The sequence below is a fragment of the Dysgonomonadaceae bacterium zrk40 genome, from assembly GCA_016916535.1.
Lineage (GTDB): Bacteria > Bacteroidota > Bacteroidia > Bacteroidales > Dysgonomonadaceae > Proteiniphilum.
Genome location: CP070276.1, coordinates 1,286,779 through 1,311,874, shown reverse-complemented (window position 1 = coordinate 1,311,874; position 25,096 = coordinate 1,286,779). Strand labels below are relative to the sequence as shown.

The following is a 25,096-nucleotide window of genomic DNA, read 5'->3' as shown; positions in this document are numbered from 1 at the left end:
AATCAACTTCATTCAATCTATCTCAATTAAAGAATAATGGCACAAGTAGAGATTAAAATACCAAGTCCCGGAGAATCAATCACTCATGTAGAACTGACGCGCTGGTTGGTGACCGACGGGTCTGTTGTTAGGAAGAACAGCGAGATTGCCGAACTGGAATCAGAAAAGGCAACCCTGATGCTGGTTGCTGACGAAAGTGGAAAAATCACTTTCAAAGCTCCTGAGGGAGAGATGCTGGAGGTGGGTGTAGTTGCCTGCGTGATCGATACATCTGTAGCTCCGGAGGAGACAGCAACAGCAGAGGCCCCGGAGACAGAGGCATCTGTTGACGCACCATCGGGAGAAAAGGCAGAGAAAGTTGCAACACCCGAGCCGGAGAAAGAGGTTGTACCCGCAGAGAAGGGGCCGACAACCACGTCAGAGAGTACCGCTTACGAGGAGGTAAAGGTGACGCCCTTGGCTGCAAAGATGATGGAGGAGAACGGTCTCTCTGTGGAGGATGTGATTCAGGGACTCCGTCGTCTCAGAGGTGAAGATGTGGAGGCTGCGATGTCGGCCGGTAATCTTCACAGTCCCGTCGGATTGCGTCAACCTGTGAACAGGGAGAGCCGCAGCGAACGGATGAGCTCATTGCGCCGCAAGCTGAGTGAGCGGCTGGTATCAGTGAAGAATGAGACTGCCATGCTCACCACCTTTAACGAGGTGGATATGAAACCAATCATGGATCTGCGCAAGCGTTATCAAAACCAGTTTGTAGAGAAGCATGGTATCAAGCTGGGGATGATGTCCTTTTTCCTGAAAGCCTGTGCGGTTGCCTTGCGTGAGTATCCCAATGTGAATGCCATGATGGATGGTGAAAACCTGGTGACCTACGATTATGCTGATATCTCGGTGGCGGTGAGTGCACCCAAGGGACTGATGGTGCCGGTGATCCGTAACGTGGAGAGCCTCACCCTGGCAGAGATAGAGAAAGCCATCGCTGAGGTAGCTGAGAAGGCTCGCAACGGCAAGCTTTCCATCCCTGAGATGACCGGTGGTACCTTCACCGTGACCAATGGTGGTGTCTTCGGCTCAATGATGTCTACACCAATCATCAATCCGCCACAGTCGGCCATCCTGGGAATGCACAACATCCTTGAACGACCGGTAGCCGTTGAGGGTGAGGTGGTGATCCGGCCGATGATGTATGTGGCGTTGTCGTACGACCACAGGGTGATTGACGGCAAAGATTCAGTCGGTTTCCTAGTGCGGGTAAAGCAGTTGCTGGAGAATCCGCTGGAGTTGCTGTTCACCGGCAGCAGCGGGGAGAAAGCCCTTCTGGATCTTTGATTCGCAGTGCGAGACTTCTCAGCTCTTGTATTTAGCTGTTCTCTTTTTTATACGAAAGTTAAACACTTACTCTGACCGGCCTACGATGGTGAAGCGAGCGAACTTGAGCAGCAGCTGTTTCTTGCCGGCCGATTCAAAATCGACGAAAGCACGCCGGTCACTGCCTCCCATTTCGATGGTCGTGACCACTCCTCGTCCAAATCTCTCATGCTCTATGAGATCCCCTTCCTGCAGCTCTTTTGCCTCTTTCGAGAGAGGGATGGATGAGTTTGTCTGCTGCAGGGGAATAGCTCTTTTCGGTGGGGTGAAGCCCCGTTCTTTTTCCATCCGTTGTTCCCGCATCGATCCCCAGAAATCGTCTGCTTCCGCCGTGCGGGCCATGCCGGAGGTGGTCTGCTTGTCCATGTCAAGATAGGAAGGGTCGATATCCTTCAGGAAACGACTCTCCCGTGCCGGGTTGGTCTGTCCGTTCCGAAAGCGGCTTTTGGCATAGGTGATGGTGCAGGACTCCCTCGCTCTTGTAAGTGCCACGTAGAAGAGACGTCGTTCCTCCTCCAGCCCCCGCATCTCTGAGCGTGCCATCGCAGAGGGAAAGAGCTCCTCCTCCATCCCCACCACGAAGACATGGCTGAACTCGAGTCCCTTCGCAGAGTGAACCGTCATGAGGGTCACCTTCTCGTTTTCCGCCTCCCGGTCGGTATCCTGGTCGGTGAGCAGCGAGACCTCCGAGAGGAAGTCCACCAGCCTGTTCTGCTCTTCTCCCTGCTCCTGTCGTGTCGACACAAACTCGCTCATGGCGTTGAGCAGCTCCTGTATGTTCTGTGTGCGGCTCATCCCCTCGGGGGTCATGTCCTCGTAGGCTTCGGCAGCGATGCCGCTCTTGCGGATCACCTCTTGTGCCAGTTCAAATGCGTTGAGGCTCTCGTTCTGTTCGATGAATCCACTGATAAGCGCATGGAATTTTTCAATCTTTTTTGCCGTACCGCTATGTACATCCAGTGAGTACACAGAGGGTGAGGCCACTACCTGCCAGAGACTGACCTGTTGTTGCCTTGCCGCGTAGGAGATCTTGCTGACCGTCACGTCGCCAATCCCGCGGGAGGGGTAGTTGATGATGCGGCGGAATGCCTCCTCGTCGTTCGGATTCACAATCAGCCGGAAGTAGCTTATTACATCCTTGATCTCTTTTCGCTGGTAGAAAGAGAGTCCACCATAAATGCGGTAGGGGATGTTGTTCTTGCGCAGCGACTCCTCAAAGATGCGCGATTGTGCATTGGTGCGGTAGAGGATGGCGAAGTCGCTCCAGGCGACATGCTTCTCGAGCCTCATCCGGCTGATCTTGTTGGCGACGATGAGTCCCTCTTCGAAATCGGAGAACGCACTCTTCACCTCAATCTTCTCTCCCACATCGTTGGTAGAGAAAACCTCCTTGAAGATTTGCTCGCTGTTCTTCTTGATGAGGCTGTTGGCGGCATTCACGATGTTCTGCGTGGAGCGGTAGTTCTGTTCCAGCTTGAACACCTTGGTCTCTGGATATCCGGATTTGAATTTCAGGATATTGTCGATGTTCGCACCACGAAAGGAGTAGATGCTCTGGGCATCGTCACCCACCACGCAGACGCGGTGGTGTTTGTCTGCCAGTTGTTTCACGATGAGATGCTGTGCGAAATTGGTATCTTGGTACTCATCCACCAGGATGAACTGAAATTGGTTGCGGTAGCGCTCCAGTATTTCGGCATGGTCGCGGAAGAGGATGTTTGTGTAGAGCAGGAGGTCGTCGAAATCCATGCTATTGCCTGACCGTAGTCGTTGCTGGTAGCGGCTGTAAATCTCACTGATGGCCGGACGGCGTGCCTGTCGGTCGTAGTCGAGTAATTCACTGTTGGCGGCATACATAGCGGGGGTGATCAGGCTGTTCTTCGCCCTGGAGATCTGGTTGTGTACGCCTCCAGGCTTGTATTGTTTGTCATCAAGCTCCATCTCCCGGATAATCAGCTTGACCAGGTTCTTGGAGTCGGAGGCATCGAAGATGGTGAAATTGGACTGAAAACCGATCGCTTCTGCATCGTTGCGCAGAATGCGGGAGAAAATTGAATGGAAGGTTCCCATCCAGAGTCGGCGCGCCTGTTTCTCTCCCACCAGCTCGGCAATACGGCTCTTCATCTCTCTGGCTGCTTTGTTGGTGAAGGTAAGTGCCAGGAGGTAATAGGGTGGGAGACCCTGCTCCAATAGCCAGGCGATCTTATAGGTGAGTACGCGTGTTTTTCCCGAGCCTGCACCGGCGATTACCAGCGAGGGTCCGTCGCAAAACTCTACGGCGGCTCGCTGTGCCTCGTTCAGGTTGTCGAGGAATGACGCTTTTTTGTTTTCTTCTCTCTTCAATTGCATGGGTACAAAAATACCACTTTTTATGATGACTATGGCAAAAAAAACCGCTCTCGATTGAGAGCGGTCCTGTAATTATGTACTGTGCAGCAATTATCTGAAGGTGTAACGGAAGCTGAGTGCGAAGCCGCTATACCAGTAATCGTTGTAGTCGTTGGTGAAGTTTACCGACGGTTTCCAGTCGAGTGAGGCCGTGAAGGGGGCGCTGGGAAAGATATATTCCAGACCGGCAATCACATCTGCACCCAGCAGGAGGGCTCCATCATAATTGTCCCTGTCCTTGTGGATACCACCCAGGTGGGCACCGATACCGAGATACCAGTCCAGGTTGGGTGCACCTGCCACTGGCTGCTGGTATTCGTAAAGGCCTGTGAGCTGGAAGTGGCGGGGAGAGGCGGAAAGGATGAATTCGGCAGCACTGGCCGGCGCGAAGAATTTCTTCAGGGTAAGACCATTGTCATAACCCAGGCGCACACCAAATGCGGAGTTGTAGCCTTGTGCATGGAGTGTAGTGGTAAAAGCAGTGATAAGAAGCACTGCAAAAAAGATTTTTTTCAGTTTCATAAGTCGTAGTTTTTAATGAATAATTGTCAATTCTCTTTCAGTTCCTGAAATGAATCTCTTCAAGGAATAACAATCCTCCAAACTATTTGTTTAACATCGAATTAAAAAACTGTATGTTTGTGCTTCGCTCATGTGGTTGCCTTTCGGTAGCATTCCCTGCATAGGGGCTGGTACTCTTCGGTCTCGCCCAGCATGATCTGACGGTCGTTCTTCACCAGCCGGTGGGAGTAGCTCGCCAGGCTGCCGCAGCGCACGCAGATGGCGTGTACCTTGATCACGTCGTCGGCAATGGCACAGAGCCCCGGGATCGGGCCGAAGGGGACTCGCCGGAAATCCATGTCGAGGCCGGCGATGATCACCCGCACCCCCTGGTCGGCCAGTTGCTGGCAGACGTCGATCAGTCCCTCGTCGAAGAACTGTGCCTCGTCGATGCCCACCACCTCCACGCCGGAGGAGAGGAGCAGGATGTTGCTGGAGTGCTCCACGGGGGTGGAGAGGATGGCATTGCGGTCGTGCGACACAACCTCTTCCTGCGAGTAGCGGGTGTCGAGTGCAGGTTTGAAGATCTCCACCTTCTGGCGGGCGATGCGTGCGCGACGCAAGCGGCGCAGTAGTTCCTCGGTCTTGCCGGAAAACATGGATCCGCAGATCACCTCTATGCGGCCGGCGCGCATTGTCTCGTTGTGGTTTGTTTCGTTGTACATGCCTGTGGGGTAGGATGCTCCCTGTTATGCTGCATCTCTTTCGTCGTTCAGCAGCATGCGGGAGCTCTTTTATTTACCTTTTACAATTTTCTTGATCTCGTTTAGTTTGTTGAGTGCTTCGATGGGTGTCAGGTTGTTGACGTCGAGGTTGAGGATCTCATCGCGCACCTGACACAGGATGGGGTCGTCGAGCTGGAAGAAGCTGAGCTGGTACCCTTCGCGCTTGCCGATGAAGTCGTTGATCGGTTTGCTGATTCCCTCTTTCCTGCCGTTCGACTCCATCTCACCCAGGATGGCGTCGGCGCGGCGGGTGATGCTCTGCGGCATCCCGGCCATGCGGGCCACGTGGATCCCGAAGCTATGCTCGCTGCCACCGGGCATCAGCTTGCGGAGGAAGATCACCCTGTTGTCGATCTCCTTCACCGCCACGTTGTAGTTCTTGATCCGCTTGAACGACTTCTCCATCTCGTTGAGCTCGTGGTAGTGGGTAGCGAAGAGTGTCTTGGCCCGTGCCCGCGGGTGCTCGTGGATATATTCCACGATGGCCCAGGCAATGGAGATGCCGTCGTAGGTGCTGGTGCCGCGTCCCAGTTCGTCAAAGAGGATGAGGCTCCTCTCGGAGAGGTTGTTGAGGATGCTGGCCGCCTCGTTCATCTCCACCATGAAGGTGGACTCGCCCAGGGCGATGTTGTCGGAGGCTCCCACACGGGTGAAGATCTTGTCCACCAGCCCGATAGTGGCCGATTCCGCGGGCACGAAGGATCCGATCTGCGCCATCAGGGTGATGAGGGCAGTCTGACGCAGCAGTGCCGACTTACCCGACATGTTGGGGCCGGTGATGATGATGATCTGCTGCGTGTCGTTGTCGAGGAAGAGGTCGTTGGCGATATAGGGTTCATCGGGGGGCAGCTCCCGCTCGATCACCGGGTGGCGACCGTTGTGGATCTCGATGGTATCGGAGCGGTTGATCATCGGGCGGATGTAACGGTACTGACCGGCAGCAGTAGCGAATGCCAGGAGGCAGTCGATCCGTGCGATGAGGGCGGCGTCGACCTGTATGGCCGGGATATAGTTGAGGATATCTTCTACCAGGGCGGCATAGATACGGTTCTCCAGGGCGATGATCTTTTCCTCCGCACCCAGGATTTTTTCCTCATACACTTTCAACTCTTCGGTGATGTAACGTTCGGCGCTCACCAGCGTCTGTTTCCTGATCCAACCCTCCGGCACCTTCTCCCTGTGGGTGTTGCGTACCTCGATGTAGTAGCCAAAGACATTGTTGAAGGCCACTTTCAGCGAGGGAATCCCGGTGCGCTCGCTTTCACGTTGCTGCAGTTGCATCAGGTAGTCCTTGCCGCTGTAGGCAATCTGTCGCAGTTCATCCAGTTCAGTGTCAACCCCTTTGCCGATGAACCCACCCTTGTGCATCAGTGCCGGGGGATCGGCGGTGATCTCTTTTTCAATGCGCTCGCTCAAGGTCGTGCAGGGATCCATTTTCCTCCCCATCTCCTCCAGGCTCTTGTTGCCAGAGGTGAGGAACGCCTCGCGGATCGGCTCCAGGGCAGTGAGCGCCACCTTGAGTTGCACCACCTCACGGGGAGTGATGCGACCCACTGCCGCCTTGGAGATGATTCGCTCCAGGTCGCCTATCAGCGCAATCTGTTCTGTGAGCAGCGCTTTCAGCTCCGGCTGCCGGAAGAAGTTCTCCACCACGTTGAGCCGCTCGTTGATCTCCTTCTCCTCTTTCAGTGGGAACAGCAGCCATCGCCGCAGCAGGCGCGATCCCATGGGGGAGAGGGTTTTGTCCAACACGCTCAGCAGCGTCTTACCCCCCTCGTTCATCGGGGTTACCAGTTCGAGGCTGCGCACTGTGAAGCGGTCGAGCCGCATGTAGCGCTCCTCCTCAATCCGCCCCAGTGCGTTGATATGTCCTATCTGGGTGTGTTGCGTGAGGTCCATGTAGTGGAGAATCGCCCCTGATGCAATGATGCCAAGGGGAAGGTGTTCCACGCCGAATCCCTTCAGACTCTTGGTTCCGAAGTGGTTGAGCAGGCGGTCGCGTGCAGCCTCCTCGGTGAATATCCAGTCCTCCTGCTCCGAGAGAAGCCAAGCGTTGCCGAAGGTCTCCTCCACCTTTCTCCTGTTGCCCCGCTCCACCAAAAGCTCTTTTGGTGAGAAGCCGGCAAGCAGCTTGTCAATCTCGGCTCTTTCCCCCTCTGTTGTGAGGAACTCGCCGGTGGAGATATCGAGGAAGGCGATGCCGTAGCGGTTGTTTTTACCCATGTGCAGGGAACCGAGGAAGTTGTTCTCCCGGTGGTTCAGAATGGTGTCGTTGATGGAGACGCCCGGAGTCACCAGTTCGGTGATACCCCTCTTCACCAGCTTCTTGGTCAGTTTGGGATCTTCCAGCTGGTCGCAAATCGCCACCCTCTTCCCGGCACGCACCAGCTTGGGGAGGTAGGTGTCGAGCGCGTGGTGGGGGAATCCGGCCAGCTCCACGAACTGAGCGGCGCCGTTGGCACGGCGTGTGAGGGTGATACCCAGGATCTCGGCGGCGATGATGGCGTCGTCGGAGAAGGTCTCGTAAAAGTCGCCCACGCGGAACAGCAGGATGGCATCGGGATGTTTCTTCTTGATCTCGACATACTGCTTCATCATCGGTGTCTCTGCTATCTTCTTTGCCACGGGCTTTACCTTTGTTGTTTTAAAGAAGCGAAATTACAAAAAAACGCCGAGTTTCAAAGCGAATTCATCAATATGTCAACAGACGCTGCAGCTCCTTCACCCCTTCAGAAGCCCCCATGCGGATGTGGTGGATGTCGTAGCGGCGGGTGGCTACATCTTTGGGGTCGATCAGGTAAACCGGCACACTCCTGCGCACATCGTCGAGCAGTCCCGCAGCGGGATAAACGTTCATGGAGGTACCGATGATGACGAAGATGTCGGCCTGGCGGGTGATTCGCTCCGCTTCCGCCATCATGGGAACCGCCTCACCGAACCAGACGATGTGGGGCCGCAGCTGGAATCCTTTTTCACAAAGGTCGCCCGGGAGGATGTCGCTATCCTTCGGGTCGAGGTCGTAAACAAGCGTCTCTTCACCCGTAGAGCGGGCTTTCATCAGCTCGCCATGCAGGTGGAGCACCCTGCTGCTGCCGGCCTGTTCGTGCAGGTTGTCTATGTTCTGGGTGATGATGTGCACTTCGAAATCTTTCTCCATCGAAGCCAGCACCTTGTGTCCTTCGTTGGGGCTTACACGCAGCAGCTCACGGCGGCGCATGTTGTAAAAACCGAGTACCAGCTCCGAGTCGGCGGCAAAACCTTCGGGTGTGGCTACCTGCTCCACCGGGTAGCGATCCCACAATCCACCTGAATCGCGGAAAGTGGCGATGCCGCTTTCGGCACTCATACCGGCGCCTGTCAGCACCACTAATTTCTTTTTCATCAATTGGTTCTCCTCACTTCTTATTCAGCAAAAATAGTTTTTTATTGCGGGATTGGGGATATAATTCAACATAAAATCGTACTTTTGTGCCCAAATGTCATAAAAGAAAAAAGTGAATGGATAAATTAAGTTATGCCCTCGGGATGAGTATGGCCTCAAATCTGATGAATTCCGGGTTGCGCAATATCGATGTAGCCTCTTTTACCGATGCTTTCAACAGTGTATTCAACAACACAGCCCCATCGCTGTCGCCACAGGAAGCCAACCAGGTGATTCAGGCGTTTTTCAGCAAACGTCAGGATGAGATGCTGACCCATAACCTGGAAGAGGGAAAGGCCTTTCTGGCTGAAAACGGAAAAAATGAAAAGGTGGTGACGCTGCCCAGCGGTCTGCAGTATGAAGTACTGACAGAAGGCAACGGTGCCAAGCCTGCCGCCACCGACAAGGTGAAATGCCACTATCACGGTACGCTGCTCGACGGTACCGTCTTCGACAGCTCAGTACAGCGCGGAGAACCGGCCCTGTTTGGTGTGAACCAGGTGATCAAAGGATGGGTAGAAGCCTTGCAGCTGATGTCCGTCGGTTCCAAGTGGCGTCTTTTCATCCCCTCTTACCTGGCATATGGCGAGCAGGGTGCAGGCAACTCCATCGAACCCAATTCAACGCTGATCTTCGACGTTGAGTTGCTCGGGATTGAATAGGCTCAAACGCAGTAAAGAATTAGAATCAAAAGAATTTTAACGAATAAATAAGTAAACAGAAATGAAGAAAACAATTTTTGGCACTTTTAGTGCCGTAGCCGTAATGGCTTTGATGATGGTCTCCTGTGGCGGTGCCTCTACCCCTAAGACTTCACTGAAGAACTCAGTTGACAGCGTATCTTACGCATACGGAGTAAGCATGACCGATCAGGGATTGGTGCAGTTCCTTGAGCAGTCAGGTGTTCTGCAAAGCGCCTCAGGTATTGAGTACGATTATCAGATGCGGATCGCATCGGCCGATTCCACCCAGAAAGAGGTGTTGCAGAAGGAAATGAACGCGAAGGTTGATTCAATCAACAAGATCAACGCTCCACGTTTGAATCAGTTTATCAAGGGGCTTACCGAAGCGATGGGTCTGGAAGAAAATTCTGCATACGGTAATGGTTTGAGTATCGGTGTACAGTTCTCGCAGCAGATGTTGCCGCAGTTCAACGACATGCTTTTTGGCAGTGACTCCACCAAGAGCGTCAATAAGGATCAGGTGTTAGCTGGTATCATCTCCGCGCTGAAGAACCAGGAGCTGGCCATCAGCAAGATGGATGCCAACGGCATGGTGCAGACAGCTGCCGAGAAGGCACAGGCTGAACAGCAGAAGCGTCAGGAAGAGGATCTCAAGACACAATATGCTGATAGTATTGCTGCCGGTGATGCCTTTATGGATGAGAATGGCGCTAAAGAAGGTGTGACAACACTTCCCAGCGGTTTGCAATATGAGATAATCCGTGCCGGCAATGGACCGATGCCTACAGAAACCGACCGTGTGAAAGTGCATTATCACGGTACCCTTATTAATGGAACGGTGTTCGACAGCAGTGTTGATCGCGGCGAACCTGCCACCTTCGGTGTGAACCAGGTGATTCCAGGCTGGACGGAAGCCCTCAAGCTGATGCCGGTAGGATCGAAATGGAGACTCTATATTCCTTATGACCTCGCTTATGGTTCTGCCGACCGTGGCACCATCAAGCCCTTCTCCAACCTGATCTTCGACGTGGAGTTGCTCGGTATCGAGAAATAAAGAGAATTGAATCAAATTATATGAAAGAGACTGTCTCAACTTAGAGGCAGTCTTTTTTTTGTGCAAAGTGCCTCATCCTGATATTGTTTATCGTCTATTTTTGGAAGCTCTCCTTGTATTCTAAGCTTATGATGCTGTCTCAATACACAAATGAGGTGGCTATTTGTCATCCCACACACTAAGATTCGCCTTAGTTGGCTTTTTACTGCGTTTCAATTCAGTCGTAACTGACTCTAATATGGTTCTAATAGATTAGAACCATATTAGAACCATATTAGAACCATATTAGAACGAGATTAGAACGAGATTAGAACGAGATTAGAACCTGTAGCGAAGAAGGTAGGCTGTTTCTTCCTGAAACAGGGCTACTCAAACTGCAACGTATAAACAGATAAAAGCACGTCTCATGTAATAATATGAGGCAACCTCTTTTTTTTTAACCTTTCCCAATCCCTTTTATTTCTCATAGGAGAAAGTTATGGGCTATTGACCCCATGATTAACTGGGTTACTTTTAGTTGCATAACATGCCTTAATTTTATCATTTTTCAAAGAAAACCGCTTTTGTCATGTTAAAAAATCGCAGTTTGAGGCACTTTAAGTTGCATCATGTGTATTTATAATTTATCTTTGTTTTTTTTAGAAGGTAGATTGTTCTAGGGTTTATTATTTGTTAAAAATGAAGGGTGCTTTTAGCTTGGGATATTATTTTCCTTTAGCAAGAAATATGAAAAAATGATGTAGATACAGTGTATAATGACATTTTATTAAAAAAAATGTGTAAAAAATTATGCAATTAAAATAATTGCCATATATTTGCGTAATAGATGGTATTCTATAAGTATGTTAATATTGGAATAAAGCTATTAAAAGAAAAATTACTGAAACAACCTTAACAGTCATTTTTCAATTGATTTAAACCACAATTCCCTTATAGTCATACTAGAGGCTTTGATTAGTTAATGAAAAAATGAATAATGTGATTAATTTAAAAGTAGAGTTTATGAAAAGAAAACTAATGATGTTTTTATCCCTGTTCTTTTTGGGAATAGGGATTATATCTGCTCAGACTCAGGTACGTGGTACCGTGGTGGATGAAGCAGGTGAGGCTGTGATCGGTGCTACGATTCAGATTCAGGGTACAACGCAGGGTACAGTTACCGATTTTGACGGAAATTTCACCCTATCAGTACCTGCCAATGCCAGACTGGAGATCTCTTATGTAGGGATGCTCACACAAGTAGTAACAGCGAGTCCAAACATGAGAGTTGTGCTTGAGGCTGATACAAAATTGTTGGATGAGGTGATGGTGGTTGCATATGGTACAGCCAGAAAATCTACATTCACCGGCTCAGCAGCCACCGTGGATACAGACCAGATAACCAACCGCTCAATCGCCAACGTATCCAAAGCACTGGATGGAACCGTACCGGGTGTGCAGACAACATTAGGCAGTGGCCAACCGGGCTCAAGTTCAGGAATCGTGATTCGCGGTTTCGGATCCATCAACGCGTCCCAGTCACCCCTCTACGTTGTTGACGGAATCCCTTATGATGGTTCTCTTAATTCAATCAATCCAAACGATATTGAGAGTCTTACCGTTTTAAAAGATGCTTCAGCTTCATCACTTTACGGTTCTCGTGCTGCGAACGGTGTGGTAATGATTACCACCAAATCTGGACAGAATACTGACGGAAAGGTGAATGTAAACTTCAAAACCACGATTGGTGTTGCATCGAGAGCAATTAAAAGGTACGATGTGATGAACACACAGGAATATCTGGAAACTGCTTTTCAATCATACAAAAATGATGAAATTTTTGGCTTGGGTGCAAATGAACAACAAGCTGCAATCAATGCAGTTAATAGAATGAAAGGTACAGTTGACCCGATTTTCGGTGTTAATGAACAGTATAACCCTTATAATGTACCTGTTTCTGAGTTATTTGATCTAACTACCGGTAAGATTAATCCTTCTGCTCAGCTAAGGTGGTCCGACAACTGGATGGATGAGGTAATTGCACCTTCTCCTATGCGCCAGGAGTATCAGTTTGATGTTTCAGGTGGTAATGCAAAGATGAAGACTTTGGCTTCATTTAACTACCTGAATGAGGAGGGTTTGCTGAAAACCACTTCTTTCGATCGTTTTGCCGGTCGTGTATCTACCGACCTTCAGGCAACAGACTGGTTTAGAACTTCACTATCAGCCAATGTTGCAAAAACAACCTCCAATATGCTCGATATTGATGGATCTGCTACTTCCAACGTGTGGTACTCTGCCGAACAGATGGCACCAATTTACCCGATATGGGAGAGAGACGTCAATGGTGAAATTCTGAAAAACGATCTTGGAAACCCTCTTTTTGATTATGGTTTGAACAGAGCTTCAGGAGCTCAGCAGAATTTTAACTCAATTGCTACTCTTTATGATGACAGATATTACAATAGTAGCGAGAATGTGAGTGCTAGGGGATTGGTTGAATTCAATACAAACGATGAAAAGTACGGCGCTTTCCAAGGGCTAACCTTCACGATGAATTTAGGGGCTGATTATGTAAACGGTAGTTATACCTTTTACTACAATCCGCTTTTTGGTAACGCAGCCGGATCGGGTCGTCTTGGTAAAGAAGCCAATAAAACTTTCTCTTATACATTCAATCAGGTATTGAACTGGGACCGTACATTTGATCTGCACAGCTTTGACCTGATGTTCGGACACGAGTTTTACAGTTACAAGTTCAATCATCTGAGCGCCAGTAAGACAGGATTCCCATTCCCTGAAATATATGAACTGGCTCCTGGTTCATCAATCGCAGATGCAACATCTTATGAGAATAACGAAACGCTCGACTCTTATTTCTCCAGGTTGAACTACAACTATATGGATAAATATTATCTTTCGGCCAGTTATCGTCGTGATGGATCTTCACGATTTCATAAGGATTACCGATGGGGTGATTTCTGGTCATTGGGTGCATCATGGCGTGTTTCCGAAGAGCCTTTTATGGATGATGTTGACTGGATTGATAACCTGACAGTAAAAGCAAGTTATGGAACACAAGGTAACAACCGTGTAGGACTTTACGCATGGCAGGCATTTTATGATTTGACATGGAATAATGCCAACTCAAACGGAGCAAAGGCCTCTTCTGTTGAAAATATGATGGTGTCATGGGAGAAGAATGCCAGTTTTAATACTGGTTTCGATGCGCTCATGTTTGACTCCAGGTTATCGCTTGGCTTTGACTGGTATACCAGAAAAACAGCCGACATGTTGCTTAACAGGCCATTGCCATTCTCTTCCGGTTTCACTGGCTATAACGACAATGTGGGTGATATGAAGAACTGGGGTTTTGATCTTTCAGTAGGATATGATTTTATCAAGACAAAAGATCTCGTGTGGAATGTTACAGCAATGGGATCAAAGGTGAACAACGAAGTGATTCACCTGACTGATGAACAGGATGAAATAATTGGTGGAAGCACCATCATCCGTGTTGGTGAACAGCTTAACACATTCTTTATGGCACGTAGTGCCGGTGTTGATCCTGCTACCGGAGACCAGCTCTATTGGGTCTTTGATAACAAAGAAGATGAGCAAGACCGTAGCAAGCATTATGTATCGAGTGATAAATCAAAAGCGGCTTCCAGCCGTGTACTTCTTGGTAGCCGTATTCCGGATCTTTATGGTTCACTCTCTACGTCTCTTATTTACAAAGGATTTGACTTTTCAATGATGGCGACCTATTCATTAGGTGGAAAAATCTACGATTATGTTGGATATAATTACACGAATCCGCTCTATATTGGTAATAACTGGACAAAAGAAGTGCTGAGGGCATGGAAACAACCGGGAGATATTACAGATATCCCGCGTACTCAGAAAGGCATGACCCATACACTTAACGACCGTGCTTTGGTAGACGCTTCTTATTTCGCATTTAAGAATATCGCAGTAGGCTATACTTTCAAGTTGAAAAATACTGGTATTGAGTCTATCAGGATCTTCGGACAGGGTGATAATCTTGCAATCTTCTCTGCACGCCAGGGCCTGAATCCTCAGTACAACTTCAGCGGATCAACTGACTTCGCGTATACTCCGAACAGAGTTATTTCAGGTGGTCTCAATATCAAATTTTAATACAGACAGAATATGAAAAAAATATTTTTATCACTTTTATTCATCTCATCCACGATAATCTTCTTTTCGTGCAGTGATGATAAATTGGAAACATCTCCCACAGACAGAACATCAGGTGCGGAGCTGTTTAAGACTACCGAAGGAGCGCAGGTAGCTATGAACGGGATTTACCGAATGCTGTATACTTCTGGTGACTGGACCACCGGTAACACCCATCAGAATTTTGGTATTCTATCTACCAAGCTATACACTTCACTTATGGGAGAGGATTTGTTGCAGGATGCAATGGGTAACGGATGGTTTTACTTCGATTATCGTTATGATGTACGAAGTCGTTATACATCCAGTACCTGGAGACCTTATGCAACCTGGAACTTTTATTATCAGATTATCAGTAATGCGAACTATGTACTAGGTTCGCAAGAGTTGCTCACAGGTGAACAAGTTGTTATTGACAACATCATCGCACAGGCTTATACGATGAGGGCTTATGCTTACTTTATCCTTATTCAGTCCTTTCAGCAGACTTATAAAGGACATGAACAGGCTCCGGGAGTACCATTGTACACCGAGCCCACTACAGCTGTAACAGAAGGGAAAGGTAGGGGAACTGTGGAAGAGGTTTATCAGCAAATCAATGCTGACCTTGAAAATGCGATTACTCTTTTCTCAGGTGATAAAAGCAGGCAGGAGCACAAATCTCATGTTGACTATTATGTTGCCAATGCGATCATGGCTAATGTGATGATGGTTCAAAACAAGTGGACAGAGGCTGCAGGTTATGCTGATGAAGCTCTTTCAAAACCCAATCTTTCATTGGCTAGCGGATCGGCTCTTCATTCAGGATTTAACAATGTAGGAATGGAAGGTGTGATGTGGGGTGGTGAGATTATTGCAGATCAATCTGGTATTTATGCCTCTTTCTTTGCCCATATGGATGCCTCTGCCGATCGTTATGCCCGTTCATCCAGAAAATGTATTTATAACTGGTTGTACGATAAGATTCCTACAACAGATACACGAAAGAAATGGTGGAATGGGCCTACAGATGGTGGTACGAATGTTACAAAACCCTACAATCAGGTTAAATTCAGGTATTCTGAATTAAGTACTGATCTAGGTGATTATATCTTTATGCGTGCCGAAGAGATGCAATTGGTGAAGGCTGAAGCACTTTGTCGTGCCGAACAATACACGCAGGCCAAAGATGCATTGGTTGAATTGATGGAGCTAAGAGATCCAGCAGGTTATGAGATGTCTCTTGACGGACTGGTGATGTCAAACGAATTGACAATGGGCTCCATTGGTAATGTTACAACACTCCTCGATATGATTGTATTACAGCGTCGTATTGAGTTATGGGGGGAAACTGAGCGAATTTTTGATATTTTGAGAATGAAGACCGGATTTGATAGGAATGCTACAGGCAGTAATCATAGCCAGAAGCTTCCTAACATCAATACTCTTCAACCCGATAACAAAGAGTTTATTCTGACAATACCGCAGAAAGAATTTGATAGTAATCCTGCTTTGGATGCAACAACAGATCAAAATCCGATGTAAAATTCAACAATTAAGAAAATATGAAAAAATATAGAAATCTTTTATTCATACTCCTTGGTGTTTTACTTTTCGCTGCTTGTGAGAAGCCCGAAGGAGCATTGTATTCGGGAGAACCTAATAAGGTTGGTTTTCTTGGTAGTTCAACCAACCAGGTGATGGGTGAGGGGCCAATCAAGGTGCCTATTGGCAGAACTTCCATAGAGGGTGATTATTCTGTATCAGTTGATTTGACTGCAACCGGTGCAGGTTATACAAATGTTTTCAACGCTGCACAAGCGCAATTTTCTAATGGCTCTGGTAAAACATATGTAGAGATAACCTATTCAAATCTTGCATCTATTGACCCGAGTACACTTTCAATTTCAGCCGATGGTATGGATGTGAATGTAGGCCTAGCTTATCCATTTAAACTAACTGTTGCAGATGATGCTGTATCTCAGGCTGGGAAGAACTCAATCAATGTTTTGGCTGCCAATGCGCTCGAGTTTACGTCTATTGGTACAGCCGTGCTTGATTCGAGGTCTGGCTGGTGGGGTGGTGAAACGGAAGACGATTTTCTTACTCCGGTGATTCATAAAGCAAGTGGTGTAAATGTCTACAAATTGATTTCCCCATTTGGGTTTAACAATTTCGCATTTATGATTAAAGCGGATAATACAATTCTTATGCCCAACCAGATCATATATGACTTTGGTTCAGGTGGATACGGCCCTGTGACTATGGGGACAGTTACGGGTGAATATCTGCCCGAGTATAATGCTGTTGTACTGAATGTGGGTGCTTACACTGTTGCGGCAGGATCCTTTGGTGGGGGAACAGAAATCATATACCTTCCGTAAAAAAGTTAGTTTGATTTATTCACTAAATCATAAACGGGATGGCTCTCAAGTCATCCCGTTTTTTTATCGACAGTTAATTGATTCTATTTTTTACGTTTAGCTAGCGTAGCGGTGGATCATCGCATCATTTGTATGTTTAATAGAGGTTTTGTTACATTTAGTGTTTCTCAAGTCTAGGTTCTTTGTCAGCCTTGATTCAAAGCTATTTTTTTCTTTTTCACCTACTCCTTATACTCAATTTTTTAATTCCAATACTTGAACAATGATTACCGGCGTAGCCTGTAACTTTCTTTTCCCTCTCCAACTTAGAGGAATTAAAGGCCTTTGTCAAGAAATAGAGAAAACATATAAAGCTCCCTCTGGAATAACGATTCATCCTTGTCTATATCGGGTAACACCTTGTTATATTCATGTTTGACCATCGTCACATTTCCTATGAGCAGCGAAACAGAGTCTTAGTAGGGCGTGGCAACACGCGTCTTCAGCACCCGGCGGTTATCTTGTTTAGCCGTTCAACCTAGTTTGTGGTATAGATCATTTACAGGATTGTGTTTTCCTCGGCATCCTCCCGTGTGTAATGCTTTTACCTGGAGTGAAGGACCTCGCGTAAGTCTTCTGCAACTCCATTTTATCTTTGATACCTACTTTTATAAGCATGCACCGTTTTAAGTTGATTAAAAACAGCCAGAGCTGAACCACAGGATAAATAACTAAAAGGTTTTTATCCAGGATAGTGAGTTCATCGCTCACCATCAAGACACTACTTTCTTCTCAATCTACTGGTCATGAAGAAATGCCAATATCCCGGTATGAAAGTTGCCATAGCGCTCACGGGGTGTGTCTACTCCTGTTTTTTTGTTTATTCTAAACTTTTTCTATCTTTTTACCATCTTTACTATCCCGTCATTTATTTATTACGTATTAATATCTTTGGTGCGAATTTAGTATGAAGTTGTTTTCTGCTAATTGATGCGTTGCTTTTGCGAACTTTTTAAGATAGGCTAAACATATTTTTATATATAAAATAGACTATCTTTGTCCTTATTTTTTGAATTTCGCACAATGCGTATCATATCGACATTTCTCTTTTTTCTCCTCCTTCTTTTCGCAAATTCCTGCAACAAAGGGGGCGATGAGGAGATGTTGACCAGGTTGAATGGCTGGGATAGCATGATCGACCACTATCCGCAGCGTGTATCTGACAGCCTGAAATCACTTGATAGAGAAGATTTGTCTCGCAGCGGAAAGGCTTATTATGACCTGCTGAAGGTGATCTCCGACGACAAGACCTATGTCAACTTTACCAGTGATTCCCTGATCAATTCGGTGACAGACTATTACCGCAAGTCTGAGCCTGAAAACACTAACTTCATCCGGGCATTGGCCTACCAAGGCATTGTGCGTACCCGCATGGGAGTGAAGGACAGCACGGTGTACGAGCCACTCCGTGAGGCGGATAAACTCCTTGAGATGCAACTTGTTCCCGATCCCTCTCTTGGCTATATGATCCACTATTTCCTGGGGAATATTCATTACAACAGTCGCAATTATCCCTCAGCAACTAATTATTTTCAGACAACCCTACAGTGCGCAAGGGCTGAAGGTGATTCAACTCACCTTTTTGATGCCTACCTGGCACTCTATTGGAATGAGATGCAACAACGACAATTCAGCAAAGGTGCAGCATATCTTGATTCACTTTCTGCATTTTATGGTTTGTTGCCAGGAAAAGACTACTTTGTGCTCAATGCTCAATCTATTTATTACGATATTACCGGCCAACCGGAGATGGCGCTGGAGAGGGAAAAAATGCAATTAGAACTTGTTAAGAAACAAAAAGAAGTAATTGATTTATCAAGACTCTACTTTGTCATTTCAGACCGTTTTGTTGGGCTTGAACAGTTGGATAGTGCACTCTATTATGGTCAGATAGCCATCGAAATGATTGGAGACAGTACCTATCGCCAAAACTACCTCTATTACCAGAATGTGGCGCAGATAGCCGAAAAAATGGGTGACTTTAATCTCTCCAACCAATACCTCAAAAAATCGATAGAGCTTCACAATTTGTCACTTAGTGAACGACTGGATGTTCAGGTAGCCGAGATGGAGAAGCGCTATGACCTTGCAGAAGCTGAAAACGAAGTGTTGCGAACCCGTGAGCAAATCTCAAAGATCATAATCTTCTCGCTGATTGCCATTCTGTTGCTACTTTTTATTGCCGTATATGCTATCTGGATGAGACGCAACACCCAACTAAGGCTACTGGAGACCGAACACCGGGTGAAACAACAACAGTTGCAGGCCGATATCCTGAAAGAGGAGGCCGGTAAGCGTCGCTGGCTGATACAGCTCTATGGAAACATCTCCGATCGACTCACTTTCCTGCAGAATGAATTTGAAAAACTGGCAGAACGGTATGTGTCGGTCAACAAAAAGGTGCACAATGAGATGCACCTGATTTTGAAAAACACCGATGCCGACCTTCGTGACATCACCAAAACACTGGTCCCCGACGATCCTACTTTTACAGCCTACACAGGATTGATCAATGAGGAACAATCATTCAGCGTGAACGAGAAACTGATGTTGATGCTGCTTGCCTGTGATGCCGACAACCGGCAGTTGGCCACTTTCCTCAATACTTCCATTGACAGCATTCGTGTCAGAAAATCGCAACTGAAGAAAAAAATATCGGAAAAAGGACTCGAAACTGCTCTTTTTGATGAATAACCACCGTTAAATTGCTGTTTGTTAAGAAGCAGTAAATAAGCATAATAGCATCCTTTTTGCCGTTAAATTTCACAATGGCTATTGTATTTTGCTCTTTCAGGAGTTATTTTTGTGTCATCTATTTGTAATGTTATTTTTGATCACATTGCTCTGAATGCACAACATTTAAAATTCGTATTTACACACATTAAAAAAATAGTTGAGGTATGAAAAAATTAATCTTTGCGTCGTTTGTTTTTTTACTCTGCCAGGGAATTTTCATCCAGGCTCAGGCTCAGGATCCGGTAGAGGATAAGATTGAGTTGAGCCGACAAGGAGGCACCACCCGCGCCGTGCCGACCAATTCGGCTACAATGATGACCAGTTCCACATTGATGTCTGCTCCTTCCACCGTAGATGCCTATGTGATGGATGACGTGGTGTCAGTAGCTGTACAGAACTTCCGCGGCGGAGCTTGGATAGAGGTGATAGGTGAAGGCGGCTCAAGACAGAGCTTCTTCCAGGTGTTTGACATGGGTTTTGAGGTACTTAACCTCTCAGGCCTTAAAAATGGCAAATATACCATCCGTGTGATACAGGATGATGCGACCATCTATTCAGGTAAATTTATGAAAGTAAAGTAAGATGAAAAGGAAAACTGATAACCCTGTTGATGAGCGGAAATATCTGCTGACCGATGTACAGGCCTGTACCTTCACCTTCTCCGATGGTCTCAAAAGCAGCTTCACCGCCTCTCCCGAAAATGAGATCGTGCTGATAAAGCTGATCCCACGTACATCGAAGATAAAGAGCTTTGAAGACAAGGTACTCGCCAACTACAATTCAGTGAGGACGATAAATGAGCTGGCATCATTGTGTGGATATCAATGCCTCCGTACCTTTACCCGCCACTTCAAGAAATCTTTTAAACAGACACCTTACCAGTGGTTGCTGGAGAGGAAGATGGAGGAGATTCACTCAATGGTGCTTACCTCCGATTTCACCATCACCGAGATTGCACGGATGTATGAGTTCAAAAGTGTCTCTCACCTTGTGACGATTTTCAGCAAACGATACGGAATTTCACCGCAAAAATGCAGATTGTCCAACGCGATTTAACTCTCAACCTGATTCATTGATTTTGGACACAATCTTTATTTTATATCCGGACAATCTTGCCTGACATGCCGGTGAATAAAAAAAGCGCTTCCGTTATGGAGACGCTTTTTTTTTGCGTATAACTTATCTAGGATCATCAGATCCAGCGCATGTAGGCGAAATCCATGCGGTGCGGCAGGTCTGGGTGCTTGGGATAGACCCTGAGTCCGTACTGGTGTGCCCCCGGATCTTTCAGTCCGCAGTGTGTCTCAAAGTAAAGCAGGCTGCCTTCCTGCTTTACCAGTTCAAATGCACACGATTCAACAAACAGCTGTTCGTTGCTCGTGGGATCATGATCAACCACTACGCACTCAACGCCGAGGTCACAGGTGAGCTCTTTGCGGTCGATCACCAGTTTCCCGAATATTTCGTTTTTGTTTTTGGATTTTGCCATCTGTTGGTTGGGGTTAAAATCCAGCTTCACCACCTGAAGGGTATCCCACTTGGCTGCAGTCTCTTCTTTCCAGCGGACGATCTCTTTCGCCTTGGCATAGTTGTCGGCATGAAGCAGCTGCGACCGTTGGGCAAGCTTGCTGTAGAATCGTTCGAAGTAATCGTCCATCATTCGCTTGGTGGTGTAATGGGGCGCGATCTCTGCCATCGACTTCTTGATGAACTGTATCCACTCGGGCGAATAGCCTTGGCTGTTGTGTGCATAGTAGAGTGGTATAATCTCATTCTCCAGCATTGAGTAGAGGGTAGAGGCATCCAGTTCATCCTGGAACGACTGATTGTCGTAGGTGCGCTTGTCGGTGATTGCCCAGCCCGCACCTTCGCGGTAACCTTCGTACCACCATCCGTCGAGCACCGATAAGTTCAGTACCCCGTTCATCTCAGCCTTCTCACCTGAGGTGCCGGAGGCTTCCTGTGCACGGGTGGGGGTGTTGAGCCAGATGTCCACACCCGATACCAAACGCTTGGCCAAACGCATGTCATAGTTCTCCAGGAAGATGATCTTGCCTAGGAACTCGGGACGGCGGGAGATCTCTACGATCTGCTTGATCAGTCCTTGTCCGCCGCCGTCGGCAGGGTGTGCCTTGCCGGCAAAGATGAATTGTACCGGATGCTTCGGGTTGTTCACGATGCGTGCCAACCGTTCAAGGTCGGTGAAGAGCAGGTGTGCGCGCTTGTAAGTGGCAAAACGACGGGAGAAGCCAATCAACAGTGCGTTGGGATTCACCTCCTCCAGCATGTTCATGATGCGCGACGGGTCGGCCTGGTTCTTCAACCATCCCTCCTTAAACTCCACCTGGATATAGTCGACCAGCTTCTTTTTCAGGTGCATGCGCAGGTCCCAGAGCTCTTCATCGTTCACATCCCAGATCTTTCTCCAGATTTCGGGATTCGACTGGTCTGCGAAGAACGATTCGCCAAAATGCTTCTCGTAGAGGGCCTTCACCGTCGAGGTGGCCCAGCTGGGCAGGTGCACACCATTGGTAACGTATCCTACATGCAGCTCCTCGGGGAAGTAACCTTTCCATACGGGCTGAAACATCTTCTGCGAGACGGTGCCATGCAGTTGACTCACGCCGTTTGTTTCCTGCGCCGTGTTGAGGGCGAAGACACTCATCGAGAACTTCTCATGTGAGCCCGGGTTGGCACGTCCCATGTCCATGAAATGTTGCCAGGAGATCCCCAGCTGCTGTACGATGGGTGTCATGTACTTGCCAATAAGGGGTTCATCGAAATAGTCGTGTCCGGCAGGTACCGGTGTGTGCACGGTGTAGAGCGAAGAGGCACGTACCACCTCCAGTGCTTCATGGAAAGTGAGTCCTTCTTGCCTGATATAATCGAGTAATCGCTGCACATTGATCAGGGCGGCGTGCCCCTCATTCATGTGGTAAACCTCTTTTTTGATGCCAAGCTTGTTGAGCAGATGGATGCCTCCGATGCCCAGCAGGAATTCCTGCTTCATGCGGTTCTCCCAGTCGCCGCCATAGAGCTGGTGTGTAATGGAACGGTCGTACTCGCTGTTGAGCTCCAGGTCGGTATCCATCAGGTAGAGATTGATGCGGCCCACTGCCACTTTCCATATGTGCGAGTAGATGATCCGGTCGTGAAAAGGCACCTCCAGAATCGTCGGCGTACCATCTTCATTCATCACCTGGGTGACGGGAAGGTTGCCAAAGTGCTGTGCCTCGTAGTTCGCAATCTGCTGCCCTTCCATCGAAAGGGTCTGCGTGAAATATCCGTAGCGGTAGAGAAAACCTACGGCAGTCATGTCCACGTTGCTGTCGCTCGCCTCCTTCAGGTAGTCGCCGGCGAGGATGCCAAGACCACCGGAGTAAATCTTCAGCACGTGAGACAGGCCATACTCCATGCTGAAATATGCCACACTGGGGCGATCGCTGTTGTGGGGAACCGCCATGTAATCGCGATACTTGCTGTACAACGCTTCGATGCGTGACATCATGACACTGTCTTGGATGATGCGCTCAGAGGTGTCTGACTGCAGGTTCTGTAGTAGCACCACAGGATTTTTGCCACTCTTTTCCCACTCCTGAGGATCCATGGTTTCAAAAATAGCCTTGGCCTCTTCGTTCCAGACCCACCAAAGGTTGTGTGCGATCTCTTCGAGTGGACGCAGTTCGGCAGGAAGCTCTGCATGCACATGTATATCTCTCCAGACAGGAGCATTGGAATAACTCGATTGAATGATCATATTGGTTCTATTTAATTTTTTTTTATGCGTAATATATGAATAAGCTATAGCTGTGTACAATAATATATAATGCCGCCTAACGGAATAGCGGCATCAGACTTACATGCAACAAATATAACACTTTATTCTGCTTTAAGTTTGCAGGGCTGGGATAATCTGACAAAGGAGTTATGCAATGCTTTGCGGTAAGCTTCCTGATAATAGGAGACGAAGTGTGCCCAATCGGCTTTGTCTGACAGTGACGCAGCGCATTTCTTCAAAAGCTTCACCTGTTCGGTGCTTTTCTGTGAGAAGTCGAGCACCAGCAGCGCGATCTCCTCGGCTACCTCACCATGGTTGCTGTCATCGCGGTGGATCACCTCGATGCCGTCGTCCATTCCTTTTTTGTCGCCTTGTTTCTGTGCCCATACCCCAAATCCGGCCAGCGAGGTGGTGATGGTGGGGATTGAGAAAGCCACGCTTTCGTGGGGTGTGTAGCCCCATGGCTCGTAGTAGGATGGGAAGATTGAAAGATCAAGTCCAATCAACAGGTCATAATAGGGCAGGTTGAAGATGCCGTCGTCACCGTTGAGGTAGGAGGGCACGAAGATGATCTTCACCCGTTCATCTGCCGAGTTGCAGAATCCGGCATGGTGCACCTGGTTCAGGATGTTGTCATGCTCCGGTTCCATCAGTTCATGTGTCACGAAGGGACACTCTCTCTTGCCTGATGAGCCCTTCGCATGCTTCTCACCCCGCAGTGCTGCCTGCAAGTCGGCACGCGGCCCTTTGATCCATCCGGGCACCATGATGAAGGCAATCACATCCTTCGTCACACCGGGCATTTTGCGGAGACGGTTCATCGCTTCCACGTAGATATCCAAACCCTTGTTCCTGTACTCATAACGGCCACTGGTTCCTATCAGCAGTGCATCGGGATCGACAGTGTGGCCCAGCATCTTCTCTGCTACTTGCAGCAGTATGCCGCGAGCACGTTCTCGTGCCTCCCGGTACTCTTTACCCTTCGGGATGAAATCCTTTTCGAACCCGTTGGGGGTGACCACATCAGGCTGTCGCTGCAGCAACTGTGCACACTCCCGGGCGGTGATGTCGCTTACGGTGGTGAAGCAGTCTACATGCTGGGCTGCTTTCTTTTCGATGGAGTGCTTGGCTGTCATGTTAAGCTGACGGGCCATCTGGTCGCCGTTGTACTCCTTGAGGTGATCGTAGAGCGGCAGGTTGTTGCCGGCAATGGAGCGACCGATGGAGGTGGCGTGGGTGGTGAAGAGGGTGGCTATCTTGGGGACATGCTTGCGGATGTAAAGGGCACCTGCCCCCAGCATCCACTCGTTGAAGTGGGCAACCACGTTGTCCGCTTCCAGCTTGTGATACCGGTAAAAGCTCTCGATCAACAGTCCGGTGGCAACGGCAAACATCACCGACTCGTGGTAATCGCCGTATGCATGCAGTGAATCCACTCCATAGTCTTTCCACATGGAGGTGTAGATATCGTTCTGCTTCGCGAAGAATGCGTCGAACTTCACCAGGAAGACTATTGGCTCTCCCGGCACATCCCATCTCCCGGCACGAATCTCCAGGTTATGGTTGCTCTTTGCAAAGTCGCACCACTCTGCATAGAGACTCCGATCTTCACGGAACCATGGATTTTCCTTATCTTCCCATAGATCGGGCCCGATGAAGAATATGCGGTCTTTGTAAAGTTTCTGTAGGGAGTTGGCTCGGGTAGAGAGTACGGTGTAAATACCACCTACCTTGTTGCATACCTCCCAGCTGGTTTCGAAGATGTAGTCGGGTGTATGACGGGCATCTATCTGCATAAAAT

The 25,096-nt window shown here is 48.3% G+C and carries 16 protein-coding genes; 9 read left to right on the top strand and 7 right to left on the bottom strand.

The window, feature by feature from the left end; all coding sequences use genetic code 11:
* Nucleotides 1-36 precede the first annotated feature (36 nt).
* Nucleotides 37-1,329, top strand: coding sequence for a 2-oxoglutarate dehydrogenase complex dihydrolipoyllysine-residue succinyltransferase (odhB, locus tag JS578_05525; GenBank protein ID QRX64691.1), 1,293 nt, complete (start codon nucleotides 37-39; stop codon nucleotides 1,327-1,329).
* Between the two features lie 66 nt (nucleotides 1,330-1,395).
* Here odhB and JS578_05520 read toward each other — a convergent pair whose 3' ends face one another.
* The 5 genes from JS578_05520 to JS578_05500 all read right to left on the bottom strand — a co-directional run bounded on the left by JS578_05520 (nucleotide 1,396) and on the right by JS578_05500 (nucleotide 8,424).
* Entirely contained in the window at nucleotides 1,396-3,717 is a 2,322-nt protein-coding gene (locus JS578_05520; GenBank protein ID QRX64690.1) for a UvrD-helicase domain-containing protein, read from the bottom strand.
* 90 nt (nucleotides 3,718-3,807) lie between these two features.
* Nucleotides 3,808-4,278, bottom strand: a complete 471-nt coding sequence (locus JS578_05515; protein QRX64689.1) for a hypothetical protein — start codon at nucleotides 4,276-4,278, stop codon at nucleotides 3,808-3,810.
* Nucleotides 4,279-4,406: 128 nt separating this feature from the next.
* Nucleotides 4,407-4,982, bottom strand: coding sequence for a thymidine kinase (locus JS578_05510; GenBank protein ID QRX64688.1), 576 nt, complete (start codon nucleotides 4,980-4,982; stop codon nucleotides 4,407-4,409).
* A 69-nt stretch (nucleotides 4,983-5,051) separates the two neighbouring features.
* Complete coding sequence (gene mutS / locus JS578_05505) at nucleotides 5,052-7,640, bottom strand: DNA mismatch repair protein MutS (GenBank protein QRX64931.1); 2,589 nt, start codon at nucleotides 7,638-7,640, stop codon at nucleotides 5,052-5,054.
* Between the two features lie 94 nt (nucleotides 7,641-7,734).
* Nucleotides 7,735-8,424, bottom strand: a complete 690-nt coding sequence (locus tag JS578_05500) for an NAD-dependent deacylase (protein ID QRX64687.1) — start codon at nucleotides 8,422-8,424, stop codon at nucleotides 7,735-7,737.
* Between the two features lie 116 nt (nucleotides 8,425-8,540).
* Between JS578_05500 and JS578_05495 the strand changes: the two genes are divergently transcribed.
* The 8 genes from JS578_05495 to JS578_05460 all read left to right on the top strand — a co-directional run bounded on the left by JS578_05495 (nucleotide 8,541) and on the right by JS578_05460 (nucleotide 20,573).
* Nucleotides 8,541-9,125 (top strand): FKBP-type peptidyl-prolyl cis-trans isomerase, encoded by a 585-nt coding sequence (locus tag JS578_05495; protein ID QRX64686.1) that lies wholly within the window; start codon nucleotides 8,541-8,543, stop codon nucleotides 9,123-9,125.
* Between the two features lie 115 nt (nucleotides 9,126-9,240).
* Nucleotides 9,241-10,200, top strand: coding sequence for an FKBP-type peptidyl-prolyl cis-trans isomerase (locus JS578_05490; GenBank protein ID QRX64930.1), 960 nt, complete (start codon nucleotides 9,241-9,243; stop codon nucleotides 10,198-10,200).
* A gap of 1,002 nt (nucleotides 10,201-11,202) precedes the next feature.
* The gene (locus JS578_05485; protein QRX64685.1) at nucleotides 11,203-14,340 is read left to right on the top strand and encodes a TonB-dependent receptor; all 3,138 of its coding nucleotides are present in this window, start codon (nucleotides 11,203-11,205) and stop codon (nucleotides 14,338-14,340) included.
* 12 nt (nucleotides 14,341-14,352) lie between these two features.
* Nucleotides 14,353-15,903: a RagB/SusD family nutrient uptake outer membrane protein gene (locus JS578_05480; GenBank protein ID QRX64684.1), complete on the top strand. Its 1,551-nt coding sequence runs from the start codon at nucleotides 14,353-14,355 to the stop codon at nucleotides 15,901-15,903.
* 20 nt (nucleotides 15,904-15,923) lie between these two features.
* Nucleotides 15,924-16,742 carry a hypothetical protein gene (locus JS578_05475; protein QRX64683.1) on the top strand — a complete coding sequence of 273 codons (819 nt, stop codon included), beginning with the start codon at nucleotides 15,924-15,926 and terminating at the stop codon, nucleotides 16,740-16,742.
* 1,062 nt (nucleotides 16,743-17,804) lie between these two features.
* The gene (locus JS578_05470) at nucleotides 17,805-19,475 is read left to right on the top strand and encodes a hypothetical protein (protein ID QRX64682.1); all 1,671 of its coding nucleotides are present in this window, start codon (nucleotides 17,805-17,807) and stop codon (nucleotides 19,473-19,475) included.
* Between the two features lie 206 nt (nucleotides 19,476-19,681).
* Entirely contained in the window at nucleotides 19,682-20,098 is a 417-nt protein-coding gene (locus JS578_05465) for a hypothetical protein (protein QRX64681.1), read from the top strand.
* Between the two features lies 1 nt (nucleotide 20,099).
* Nucleotides 20,100-20,573, top strand: coding sequence for a helix-turn-helix transcriptional regulator (locus JS578_05460; GenBank protein ID QRX64680.1), 474 nt, complete (start codon nucleotides 20,100-20,102; stop codon nucleotides 20,571-20,573).
* A gap of 136 nt (nucleotides 20,574-20,709) precedes the next feature.
* Here JS578_05460 and glgP read toward each other — a convergent pair whose 3' ends face one another.
* Complete coding sequence (gene glgP / locus JS578_05455) at nucleotides 20,710-23,274, bottom strand: alpha-glucan family phosphorylase (protein ID QRX64679.1); 2,565 nt, start codon at nucleotides 23,272-23,274, stop codon at nucleotides 20,710-20,712.
* Between the two features lie 122 nt (nucleotides 23,275-23,396).
* Complete coding sequence (locus tag JS578_05450; protein ID QRX64678.1) at nucleotides 23,397-25,091, bottom strand: glycogen/starch synthase; 1,695 nt, start codon at nucleotides 25,089-25,091, stop codon at nucleotides 23,397-23,399.
* Nucleotides 25,092-25,096 lie beyond the last annotated feature (5 nt).

What these genes read in the sequence shown, in the direction of transcription:
- JS578_05520 (QRX64690.1), bottom strand. Translation starts at nt 3,717, where the DNA reads ATGCAATTGAAGAGAGAAGAAAACAAAAAAGCGTCATTCCTCGACAAC.
- JS578_05475 (QRX64683.1), top strand. Translation starts at nt 15,924, where the DNA reads ATGAAAAAATATAGAAATCTTTTATTCATACTCCTTGGTGTTTTACTT.
- JS578_05465 (QRX64681.1), top strand. Translation starts at nt 19,682, where the DNA reads ATGAAAAAATTAATCTTTGCGTCGTTTGTTTTTTTACTCTGCCAGGGA.
- JS578_05485 (QRX64685.1), top strand. Translation starts at nt 11,203, where the DNA reads ATGAAAAGAAAACTAATGATGTTTTTATCCCTGTTCTTTTTGGGAATA.
- mutS (QRX64931.1), bottom strand. Translation starts at nt 7,640, where the DNA reads ATGATGAAGCAGTATGTCGAGATCAAGAAGAAACATCCCGATGCCATC.
- JS578_05470 (QRX64682.1), top strand. Translation starts at nt 17,805, where the DNA reads ATGCGTATCATATCGACATTTCTCTTTTTTCTCCTCCTTCTTTTCGCA.
- JS578_05480 (QRX64684.1), top strand. Translation starts at nt 14,353, where the DNA reads ATGAAAAAAATATTTTTATCACTTTTATTCATCTCATCCACGATAATC.
- JS578_05490 (QRX64930.1), top strand. Translation starts at nt 9,241, where the DNA reads ATGGTCTCCTGTGGCGGTGCCTCTACCCCTAAGACTTCACTGAAGAAC.
- JS578_05510 (QRX64688.1), bottom strand. Translation starts at nt 4,982, where the DNA reads ATGTACAACGAAACAAACCACAACGAGACAATGCGCGCCGGCCGCATA.
- JS578_05500 (QRX64687.1), bottom strand. Translation starts at nt 8,424, where the DNA reads ATGAAAAAGAAATTAGTGGTGCTGACAGGCGCCGGTATGAGTGCCGAA.
- JS578_05460 (QRX64680.1), top strand. Translation starts at nt 20,100, where the DNA reads ATGAAAAGGAAAACTGATAACCCTGTTGATGAGCGGAAATATCTGCTG.
- JS578_05495 (QRX64686.1), top strand. Translation starts at nt 8,541, where the DNA reads ATGGATAAATTAAGTTATGCCCTCGGGATGAGTATGGCCTCAAATCTG.
- JS578_05515 (QRX64689.1), bottom strand. Translation starts at nt 4,278, where the DNA reads ATGAAACTGAAAAAAATCTTTTTTGCAGTGCTTCTTATCACTGCTTTT.
- odhB (QRX64691.1), top strand. Translation starts at nt 37, where the DNA reads ATGGCACAAGTAGAGATTAAAATACCAAGTCCCGGAGAATCAATCACT.
- JS578_05450 (QRX64678.1), bottom strand. Translation starts at nt 25,091, where the DNA reads ATGCAGATAGATGCCCGTCATACACCCGACTACATCTTCGAAACCAGC.
- glgP (QRX64679.1), bottom strand. Translation starts at nt 23,274, where the DNA reads ATGATCATTCAATCGAGTTATTCCAATGCTCCTGTCTGGAGAGATATA.